At 46.3% G+C, this 10,768-nt stretch carries 8 protein-coding genes; 5 read left to right on the top strand and 3 right to left on the bottom strand.

All coding sequences use genetic code 11. From position 1 onward, the window contains the following. The first annotated feature begins 329 nt into the window (after positions 1-329). The gene (locus PsAD5_RS28170) at positions 330-644 is read left to right on the top strand and encodes a YdeI/OmpD-associated family protein (RefSeq protein ID WP_206599734.1); all 315 of its coding nucleotides are present in this window, start codon (positions 330-332) and stop codon (positions 642-644) included. Positions 645-2,022: 1,378 nt separating this feature from the next. Further along, entirely contained in the window at positions 2,023-3,276 is a 1,254-nt protein-coding gene (locus PsAD5_RS14090) for a hypothetical protein (protein WP_153041389.1), read from the top strand. Between the two features lie 84 nt (positions 3,277-3,360). Here the strand turns inward: PsAD5_RS14090 and PsAD5_RS14085 are convergent, their stop codons facing one another. Continuing rightward, complete coding sequence (locus PsAD5_RS14085; protein WP_063292582.1) at positions 3,361-4,284, bottom strand: LysR family transcriptional regulator; 924 nt, start codon at positions 4,282-4,284, stop codon at positions 3,361-3,363. Positions 4,285-4,924: 640 nt separating this feature from the next. On the opposite strand from PsAD5_RS14085, the gene PsAD5_RS14080 reads away from it, so the two are divergent. The 3 genes from PsAD5_RS14080 (at position 4,925) to PsAD5_RS14070 (ending at position 8,766) form a co-directional block, all read left to right on the top strand. Beyond that, on the top strand, positions 4,925-5,710 hold the full coding sequence (locus tag PsAD5_RS14080; RefSeq protein WP_063292581.1) for a hypothetical protein: 786 nt from the start codon (positions 4,925-4,927) through the stop codon (positions 5,708-5,710). 1 nt (position 5,711) lies between these two features. Then, positions 5,712-7,772 carry an MFS transporter gene (locus PsAD5_RS14075; protein ID WP_208988618.1) on the top strand — a complete coding sequence of 687 codons (2,061 nt, stop codon included), beginning with the start codon at positions 5,712-5,714 and terminating at the stop codon, positions 7,770-7,772. Positions 7,773-7,935: 163 nt separating this feature from the next. Beyond that, positions 7,936-8,766 carry an ABC transporter substrate binding protein gene (locus tag PsAD5_RS14070; RefSeq protein WP_208988617.1) on the top strand — a complete coding sequence of 277 codons (831 nt, stop codon included), beginning with the start codon at positions 7,936-7,938 and terminating at the stop codon, positions 8,764-8,766. Positions 8,767-9,152: 386 nt separating this feature from the next. Here PsAD5_RS14070 and PsAD5_RS28305 read toward each other — a convergent pair whose 3' ends face one another. Together PsAD5_RS28305 and PsAD5_RS28300 are read right to left on the bottom strand one after the other, a co-directional pair. After that, on the bottom strand, positions 9,153-9,695 hold the full coding sequence (locus tag PsAD5_RS28305) for a site-specific integrase (RefSeq protein WP_208981666.1): 543 nt from the start codon (positions 9,693-9,695) through the stop codon (positions 9,153-9,155). A gap of 45 nt (positions 9,696-9,740) precedes the next feature. Continuing rightward, positions 9,741-10,403, bottom strand: a complete 663-nt coding sequence (locus tag PsAD5_RS28300; RefSeq protein ID WP_208981665.1) for an Arm DNA-binding domain-containing protein — start codon at positions 10,401-10,403, stop codon at positions 9,741-9,743. Positions 10,404-10,768: the final 365 nt, after the last annotated feature.

The raw sequence follows: 10,768 nt of genomic DNA, 5'->3' as shown, positions 1-10,768 counted from the left end.
TAATCATCATCGTCACTCCAGCGCCGTCCTTGGCTTTCTATCATCATCAAAGTCCATGCAGATAAAACTACACGTACGATAGAGCAGCAAAGCTAGAATCGTCAGGTCGGGTTCGCCGGACGCTTACGAAAGAACATCCTGAAGCTCGTGAACTTTGGGTGGGCTATTTCAGGAAAAGTTCGGGGCGAGCTAGCCTTACGTGGTCCTCTTCGGTCGATGTCGCTCTTTGCTTTGGATGGATCGACGGAATTCGAAAAACCATTGACGAAGAGAGCTATAAGATCCGTTTTACGCCGCGCAAAACACAAAGTGTTTGGAGTGCTGTAAACGTGAATAAGGTCAATGCACTCATACGGCTGGGAAAGATGGAATCAGCCGGGATGGAAGTCTTTAACAACAGATCAGATGCACAAGGCTATACCTCAAAGGATCGAAGTGTGCTGCTTACAAAGGCCTATGAAGATCAAATCAAGGCTAACCATTCTGCTTGGAGCTTCCTTACGAGTTTGGCACCTTCCTATAAACGTGATTCTATCTGGTGGGTCATGAGTGCCAAGAAAGAAGAAACACGGCTGAAACGGCTTGGCATTTTGATTACCTCATCCCAAGCAGGGCAAAAAATACCATTTTTGCGAAAGTCATAAAAGCTCCTGCGTAAGGCTGGGGTTCAACAAAACAGTCATTGTAAATCGTATTCTCAGCGGCAGCTTCTTCCGAAAGGCGTTTGTCATGAGCCCAGCCAACTTGTATTTACTGCCTTTAAAAACATGTTTGATGAGATAACGCTGAAGTTGAGCAATCGCTCTGGCAGGGAGGCTCCGAATTAGAACGAATGGCCGAGCAAAATGCTTGTAGCCAGGGCCAACTGCAGACATTCGAGTGGTTCTAGCAAGAGTTGAATGGTGATCTTTGCATAAGCTATGCAAACGGCTTACACGTAGAAGGCTCGAATTGGTCTGAAATCAGTCCCCTTTCCGAGTGTTGAGTTAGTAGTGGCGTTTCGGTCGGAGAATGTAAGGTGGAGAAAGCGTAGATCTGCCTGCAAAGCAGGTTGCCTTAAGCGAGTACGAGACGGAGCTCTGCGGGCGCTAACTGAAGCATGTACTGTGTCCAACTGTCAGTGGTGCGGCGGCACCTCCTTGGTTGCACACATAAGCACTTCCAAATTGGATGAGCGTTTTAAGTTATGTAGTTTAAGTCTCCAGCAACCTGAACATCCGATCTCAGCACCTAGTCAAGCAGTTTAAGTAGAAGGCAGTCGGCCTTGCTCGCACTCTTTCTAGAGAGCTAAGTTCAAAACCAATACCTTTGCTTTTAAACTTTAATGTATAGCCCAAAGCAAAGTCTCTCATAACTTTTTTGCGTTGTAAGCATAGTCGCCTTCAAATACTCAATCATTGATGGCATCAAAATGATAATCGCAGATTCCAGGTCTGTTATTGCTAAGTTTAATAGGAGTAAGAAGAGCAACAGCCTGAGTGACTAACTTTGATGTGGGAGAAATGCCAGTTAGCAGCTTGATGATACCCCTTTGTCGTCAAGGATCGATGAAGTACCCAATGACTTCGCTAGCTGGAGTGGTCCTATTATAGTTCTAAGGAGCCTCTACATGTTTACCTTGGCATTTCTCCCAAATTATTCCTTAGTTATTTTACGGTTACGTCTTCACTATGTAATGCTGTAAGTTGTTATATCATCACATCTTAACAGCAATGTGCTCACATAAGTACAAATCAAATAAAATTATATAAAAACTAATCGTAATTGGATTAATTAGCGTATAGACCACAGCAATATAGCATTAAAATTATTTGTGTTGCTACCGTTGTGAGGCCAATCTACTTTTTGTCGCGGTTCTACTTGAGGATAGCGATGTTTAGATCCCAATTTTTTAAATAAGAAACCCCCTCTCTTCAGTTGAACAGATCTTCAAAAACCTGGAACGGCGTACCCTGCTGCGTGCTTGCAAGACGTAGCTTGAGCCATTTCACATCTAGTGTGTTTTCTTGAAAGGATTATCCTTTGCTACGAAATCTCTTGACTGCTGCAGGCTTTGTGCTCGTAGCCCAAGCCTTGATCGCGCCCCCCGTGCAAGCCGATACCACTCAGCAAAGCGAGGAGCAAACGGAAGAAACAAGTTGGGTTAACTGCGCCGATGAGGGCAAGCACTGCTATCCCGACAGTGACGGCGTCATCACCATGCGATACGGTGAGGGAGATAATTATACCTACATCCTCGCTCAGGGTCTGGATAGAATTTCCTGCAACAATTTCTGGGGCAACCCGTCGGATGGTCAAAACAAGAAGTGTGCCTATACGACAGCGAACCTACTGAAAGTCGCACCTGAGGGTAGCTATATTGAAGTTGCGAAGGAAGGGGCGACGTTCAACCTGCCTGATACAGGTAAGATGCACTGGATCCGATATGGCAGCAGCAACAGCTGGATGTACACCGTGATGTCCGGTGATGGCGAGCAAACAGTGGCATGCACCAACGATTACTTCAACTACAACCCGCTCAACGGCACCGACAAGGTATGCCAGTACAGCAGCAGCGCGTACTATACTCTGTCAGAGGATAACACGCTCACAGAGTGCGCTACCGAGGGACAAAACTGCACTCCGCAAGTCGGCGATGTCGTTCTCATGCGTTATGGCACTGACAATCAATTTGATTGGCGCTTTTTGCATTCAGCAGACAGTATCTATGAATGTAACAATGAAACCTTTGGGCCAAATCCGGTCCACGAAACCAAGCGTTGTTATTGGATGGCCGTAGCACCATCTGCTACCAGTACATTTGGGGTCTGGTCAAAAATCCAGTCTTGTCAGGGGCAAGGATGCTCGATTTCGGAACAACTTTCAATCGGTACCTCACGCACCAATACCTGGTCGACGACGGCAGAATGGATAAGCACAGTCACAGAATCTATGGAGGAAAGTTTTGAGGTTCTTGGCGCTGGTGGAAAGGTCAGTGAACAGGTGTCAATGAGCTTTGCATTGTCAGAGAACTTCCAAACGGCGCTATCACAGTCTGTGACAAACACCTTTATTGCTACATGCAATCCAGACAAACATGCCACCAATCGAGTGCTTTTCCAGTTCCAGACAAATACAACTGAGAGCTGTCTAGAGCAGGGAAAGTGTACAGGAGCCACCGATACACAAGACTATGCCTGCATTTCTAATCCGCCGACTGGCTATGGCGGTCCACAATGCGTTCCCGGTTATTGCAGAGAAGATGACCCACTCTGCCTAGAGCCTTGTGCTGAGTGATAAGTATCTTAAAGGCGGCGTCTTTATCTTGCGCCGCCTCTCCATTCAACAAACTGAGTTCACACACAAAATTCGGCTACAACCCTAAAGCTGTCGCTCCATACGATGCTTTTCTTGTGATAACCCTTCGCGCAGTTTCTCAATTAAGAACTCGGCTTGCGGTGTAAGAACACGGCCCTGGATCCGATTGACGCAGACGTTGTAGTCCATGGATACATCTAACGGTAAAACTTTGATGGCGGCATCTTTAGGTGGATGAAAGGCTGTTATCATATCAAGAATGCTCAAGCATTCTAATGAATCTACAAGTAATGGCAGTTGGCTGGGCGCATCCGCGCTGATCCTGGTATCTGGAACGACACCCACATGCTCTAAGGTTCTCAAAATGAGCTTACCATACAATGTAGATTCTGACGGTAAAATGCTCGGGTACTTGCCAAAATCAGAGACAGAAACTTTCTTCTGAGTTGCAAGTTCATGCGTAATTGGCATGATGCCCACCATCCGCAAGGTGGTCAAAACCACACTTTCAATATCTGGATGGGGCAGCTTAGGAGTTCCTATTCCAAGGTCAATTTCCCCTCTGCGCAGCTTCCAAATCTGAGTATCCCGCCCTCCAACAGAAACAATCAAATTAATATCGGGCCATCGATCTCTCACGGCCCGGATAGCATCACTGAAGAGGCGCAGTTGTGCTCCAGGTACAACAATCATCACCCTGAGGATTTGCTCACTTCCGCGACGCAGTGACTGAACAGACTGATCAATATGCTCCAACTGATCAAACATATCCTTACATTCTTGGTAGAGCGCATCTGCTTCTACGGTTGGTCGCAGGCGCCCCTTTTCGTTGACGAAGAGGTCAAATCCCAATGTCCGTTGAAAATTACTGATATGCTTACTAACGGTAGGTTGCGCAAGTTTAAGCTCTGACGCTGCCTGAGTAAGACTTCCATTCTCATAGATTGCCCGAAAGATCTCAAGTCTCTGAATGGTCAATGTACTCAATTACCCTCCTCCGCCTCATAGCTTATAGCTATAGGGCCTTCAATTTCTTTTTGTTGCGGTGGTCTAATGAGTTGCTTACTCACAGTCCGTAGTTTTACTAGAGCGCAAAATGGAAATGGAACGAACCGAATGTAATGAGCGATGATAAGTAACGAGAGCCCGCATTCCGCGTTACAATTAATCTCTGTGTTTAACTCGAGGTTGCGATAGTGTGCATTTCGGACTGAGAGATCTATATTCGCTGTTAGTAAATGTCAATAATACTGCGATTAATTTTAATGACATTAAGTAGCAATGGGATGTATTTAAATAAAAATTACGTATACATGATGCGTATATTAATTTATCTCCACTCTATCAAATGAATCAATTGCAAAAATGCGATATATTCTCAAATTAGAATTCTATTAGTATTTTGTAAATTCAAATAATATCGAAATATCAAGTAATGTGAAAATATAATACTTGTCACCCAACTGAAGCTTAAGGTGGTACTTGTCCGATTGGTGCCACAGCTGCTCCACATAACCAAGACGACGCCCGTTAGCTGCTGTGCCTCAGACCCGCCTTCCAACCAGATAATCCGGTGAACGTCACAGTTTCAAATTACACGTGACGATAAGATTAGAGACCTTAGTTTATGGATACTCAGATGCTTTCTGGTATTAGATTGCGAGTTGTTGTTTCGACTCTTGCGGTTATTGCAGTGATGCTTGCGCTCCAAAGTGCTTTAAGCTTGCTTAAGTTTCGAACACTGGTTGTCGAGGCAACATCATCTCGGTTGCAAGTCACCGCGAGCGCTATTGACGTGGTTATCCGGCGAGCGGAAGCTGTCGGCCTGAGCATGCATGAAATATCCGATCTGGACGCTTTGATCGAACGCGAGCGCTTGCGCGACCCAAAGATTCATCAAATTATTCTCTTAGATCTTCAGGGCACGATCCTGGCTCATTCCGGAGATCGCAATGTCTTGCAAGAAGATATGAATGAGGTTCTGCCCGGCGTTCTAACGAGTGATGATAAGACCATAACACGTGAAAGTGGGGAGTATCTGTACGCTGGCCGCATACTGCGCGACTCTTCAAACTCCATTATGGGAACTATTTTAATCTCAGAGCATACTAAGGAACTATCAGCAAAAGTGAGAGACACATGGTCTCGTCTCACACTTATGTATCTGGGTATTTTTGCACTCGTTGCAATCTCGATAGGCCTTTTCTCCTTGTTCCAATTACATGTTCGAAAGTCTTACTTCAGGAAGTCTGGTAAAGCGGATTTGGGAACTCTTGATCCCAAGGGATCTGATGAGCTGCAAAAACAGATATCGAAGGGCAAGAGAATGCAAGAAACAGCACTACTTGACCTTTCGAAAATGTCTAGTGTCAGCGCAGTCACCAAACTGAGCGATAGTCTTGAGGAAAGTTGACGTGACGATATTCTCAAGATTCTCAAGGCACTTTTTGCTGACTATGTCAGTTGCTATGTCGGTGGCAGCATTTCTAAGTGTTGTTGTTACTCTGGCGGAGTTTAACTCTGGCCTAAACCCATTCTTGCTTGCAAAGGCACGGAGCGTTAGCGAAACCGTCAAGCAAAATCTGGAATATGCTAGCGAGATTGGTATTCCGTACTCTGAAATCAGAGGAGTTAAAAAGTACCTCACTGATCTAACTGCAGAACACAAGGAAATAAGTGGAATTTCTATTGTTGCTGCTAACTCTTCGGTGCATTTGGGAAAGAGTGAGACACTCCCCCTGGAGCGTGAGAGTACCGAGAGCAATGCCATTTTACTTGCTCAGCAAACCTACGACTCCCTCTCGAAATTAGGAGTTTTCATTTTTGGTTCTGACAACAGGAAACAGACGGTATTAACGGATGTAGTTGTGAATGGTGCTCCTGTTGTTCAAGTGCAAACCACTTTGGATGAGGAGTACGTCAACAGTCAGCTCACCAGTATCTTTCTTGATACATTTGTTCTTCTCTTGGCGGCATGTCTGATTGCGGTTGAAGTCGTGATTGTTTGCGTCAGTTCAACCATAACAGTGCCACTACGTCTTGTTGAATCAGCCATCGTAAAGTGTGCTGGAGGGCATTTGGGCACATATCTTGGCTCTGACCGCAAAGATTGGGCCGGCCGGTTCATTGCAGCGATGAACCGGCAAAACGCCAAAATCCGCAAAACGCTTGAGCAGCTGCAGCAGGCAAAAAATATATCACGCGAAGAGTTGCGTACTTTCGCTAAGAAATACAAGTTGTTTCGTGTCGAAGAAGGTAACAAGGCGTCTATTGCAGATGCACGGATACCACTTTTTGTATTTTGCTTAGCTGATGAGCTTCAAAAGTCGTTTCTACCGTTTTTCTCCATGGAGTATTACGATGAAAACGATTGGTTCGAAAAAGACATCATGACGGGCCTGCCGATTTCAGCCTTCATGCTGGTCGTCGCTATCATCTCACCGTTTTCAGGACAGCTTATCGAACGTTTCAGCAACAAAAAGCTTTACCTCGCTGGTTTGGTACCTGCAATCGGTGGTTACATTTTCTGTATTTTAGCCCAAGACGCAACTGACATTGTTATTGCTCGTTCGATTACTGCAATCGGTTACGGGATTATTACAATCAGTTGCCAGAGTTATATTGCTGCTGTTGCAGACGAAGGGAGCCGTGCAAAGGCAATGGCAACCTATGTTGGTGTTACCATGACAGCCACTATGTGTGGAACGGCAATTGGTGCAATTTTGGCTGATTGGGTTGGTTATAAGCCAGTTTTCGTAATCGCTATCAGTCTTATGGTCCTTGCAGGTATTCTGGGTTGGCGAATGCTGCAAAACGAGTTACCAAGCTTCAAGTCGGATACCGTCTCAACAACATCAAAAGCAGGTAAGTCTTTGATAACGCTCATAGGAAACACGCAGTTCGTGGCAATCCTGATGTTTTGCGCAATTCCGACCAAGATCGTCCTCACAGGTTTCCTCTATTTCTTTGTTCCAATCTATCTGGCCAGCCTGGATGCCAGTCAATCTGAGATTGGTCGGATTATGATGGCCTATTCCTTGATTATTATACCAATCAGCCCACTGGCCTCTCGTCTCTCTGATCAGCTTGGAAAAAATCTTTCCGTGATCACTTATGCAACAATTGCGTCAGGAGTGGCTCTGATGGCTCTATACCAAAACACGAACATTATCGCTGTGTTTATAGTGGTCGCGTTGGTAGGCCTCGCTCATGCCTTCATCAAGGCTCCCATCATGGTTGCGGTCATGGAAGCAGTCGAGAAGGAGCAACAAATTAGCAGAACTGGTGCGCTGAGTTATCTTCGTATGTTTGAGCGTGTCGGCAGCGCTGCTGGTCCACTTATCGTAGCAGCACTGCTTGTAAAGCAAGAGTATACCACTGTTGCCGCACTTCTCGGTGCTGCGATTATTGGCTCGGGACTCATAATGCTTCTGGTTTCACGCTCCTCAAAGCAGGAGGTGCAAGCTCATGCCTAAAGTGATGTTCATCATAGTTGCCCTTGTTTTAATGGCAGGGGCAACAAGAGCCAGAGAGGACGACTCGGACGCTTATCAGGTGCACATGGTTGTTTGGCGTGGCTGTGAAGAGGCTTGTAAAAGCTTCACTCATTACTTCAAAAGCAGGAAGCTTCCTGTGAACGTGATCGTCACTGATGTGGCGAAAGACAAAAGCCTATTGCCGGAAGTGAAGCAACTTCTCCTCAAAGAGAGACCCGATCTTGTTGTCACCTGGGGGACTTCAGTCACGCGTTCTCTCATTGGCACGATTGCAGATTACGGTATAGGCTCAGGTTTGGGTGACATCCCATCCCTTTTTATGATTGTCGCAGATCCGGTTCGTGCAGGCATTATCGTAGACCATGAAACCTCAGGGCGGCCCTTGGTAACTGGCGTGCATAATCGTGTGAATGAGACTGTACAGCTCAAACACATTTTTGAGTACCAACCCATAAAGCATCTCGCGGTTATTAACGAGCCGAACGCAGTTAACTCTCACCAGAACACTCAAAAGTTGGCAGCACTTTCAGACCAACTGGGTTTTGAGGTCATTTCTCTTGAATATAGTCTTGGCGCGGACGAACGGGCAGATCCAGCAGAAATTCCGCTCAAGATTGCAGAGGCTAAAGCCCTGGGCGCAGACGCGTTGTATGTTGGATCCAGCTCTTTTAATCTCGAAAACCGGCAAAGTTACACAGAAGCTGCAATATCAGAGAACCTGCCGGTTTTTAGTGCATATGAACAAATGGTTCGCGATGGCCTGGCCCTTATGTCTGTTTCTAACAGTTACAAAAACGTAGGCAAATTAGCAGCTTCTCAGGCCTACGAAATTTTATTCAAAGCAAAGTCACCTGGAGCACTATCAATCAGGGCTCTCGAACGATTTTCAGTACTCGTAAACATGCAAGCCGCAAAGCGACTTAGTCTTTACCCTCCCTTATCGATCATCAGCATCGCAAAGATTGTTAAATGACAATTGTATTTTCTCATCGGTACTCATGGCCATGACAGGCTGTGGGTTAGCTTATTTCCAAATGATCTGCGCCGAATGCCTTTGCCCCACGTCTCAGCTGCATTACTGGCAGTCCTTGCATTTTGCAGTAGAGCTTACTCTTGCTTAAATAGCTGTTCTGTTCACTTGGCGTTGATGATAACTTCGTCCATGGAGACATTTCTTACACCTCTACAAAGAGTTGCTTACTAACTACATCAGAAGTCCAGCTAGTATCGACTTGAAGTTGAAGGCGCACCCACACTAAGATAGCTCGCAGCTGCTCGAAAGTCTGCTTTTGGTCAAAAGCTTCATGTGGTGCTCGCAATTATCCAAATAAATACCTCCAAATGCCTGTAGCGGAGTTCTCATTCTCGTCCTTCCAATCCAGCCTCAATCCGTTCACCAATCGTCTCTGACAGTACCCGGATTGGATGGGCATCATGGTTCACATAGCGATTGGTGATGGTCACGTTGCGGTGGCGTAGAAGGTGGCTGATGAGGAAGGCGTTGCTGCCTGCTTGGGCTGCGAAGGTGCCAACCGTGTGGCGCAGATCGTGAATACGTACATCAGGAATGTTGGCATGGACGCGGATGCGCTGCCATGCATTCTCAATTACTTCAATCGAAATGGGGCGTGTCGGATCTTTACAGCCGGGCAAAACATATGGTGAAACATCCACTCTTGGAATATCAGAGAGGATTTCGATCACATTGGTACTTACCGGATGAGGTTTACGCTCATCCCCCTTTCTTGAAGGCAGTGCAATCGTGCCCAACTCAAAATCAATATGCTTCCATTTCAGGGTTGTGATCTCACTCAAGCGTGCACCGATGTAAAGGAGCAGACGTAAGCAATAAAGAGCTCTCGGTTTTATAGGTGTCTTCCGCTTTGCAATATCTTTGGGCAAGTGCTTGGCTGTGCCCTTCCCAGCTTTTATGATCCAGGGAAGCCCTTAATGTGTCGCGAGTTCAAGGGTCCGCCCCAATCTTTGCAACTCTTCCTCTGACAGGAAACGATCACGCCCGTTTTCTTTATAACGCTTGACCAACCGAACCGGATTAGTGTGCTCTGGCCGTAGTCCCCATACTTCAGCCAGATTGAACACCTTAGATAACACCGCCAGAATCTGATTGGCTTGACGAGGTGTTGCTCTCAACGAGTGGTGCAGCTTTACAATATCCTGCCGCCTGACAGAGTTGAGTTTCATTTGCCCCAGTCGTGAATGAACACACCGCTTTAGGAGACGTTCAATGTCTTTCATTGTCTTGGGCTTATTATGAACCTGCACATGTTTGCTCATGTAAGTATCAAGAAGAACATTCACTGTGGGAGCAGATCGTTTGCTTTCCCGCATTAACAAGGGATCATCACCGTTATGGACCTTCGCCAGAACGTTGGTCGCCAGATCTCTGGCTTGATCAGGTGTCAATTCGCTATATTTCCCATGGCTCATACGACGGGAGCGGCCTTCATGCGTGCGATATTGCACAATGAATGTTTTTGCACCGCTTGGCGTCACTTGAAGACCAAACCCTTTGAGCTTGCTATCCCAGAGGAAATGTTTTCTGCTTGCTGACCTTGCCGCATCCACCGTTCGCTTCGTTATGTTCGGCATAGACATACCTCTCCCGCTGACGGCTTGTGACAAGAGCCACCACACATACGAATTTTGAAGTTGTAAAACGTCCCCGTTTGCCGCTGTTTCTGACGGCCTGACAGCTTGTGACGACCTTTGGGCTTTCTTTTAGGACCTGTGTAAAACACCATCCAAACCGTCATAGGTCAGAAACTATCTGCTTGCCGTTCTGTGCCAGCACTATGTAAGCAAATGTATGAGATTGAGCGCGAAAAGCTGTTCCCCATCGAAGCCTTATGGACAGATCGGTTAATTTGAATAAGGGAGTGTTTTGGCTCATGATCATGAGATTAGGAGTGAACAATGGGGCACAACACACGGACCGCCAGCGCTGCAGCTGAGAA

The sequence above is a fragment of the Pseudovibrio sp. Ad5 genome (genome assembly GCF_001623095.1).
Lineage (GTDB): Bacteria > Pseudomonadota > Alphaproteobacteria > Rhizobiales > Stappiaceae > Pseudovibrio.
This window is presented reverse-complemented; position numbering and strand designations above follow the sequence as displayed.

Coding starts and splice junctions, on each gene's coding strand:
- PsAD5_RS14080 (WP_063292581.1), top strand. CDS start 4,925: ATGGATACTCAGATGCTTTCTGGTATTAGATTGCGAGTTGTTGTTTCG.
- PsAD5_RS28300 (WP_208981665.1), bottom strand. CDS start 10,403: ATGCCGAACATAACGAAGCGAACGGTGGATGCGGCAAGGTCAGCAAGC.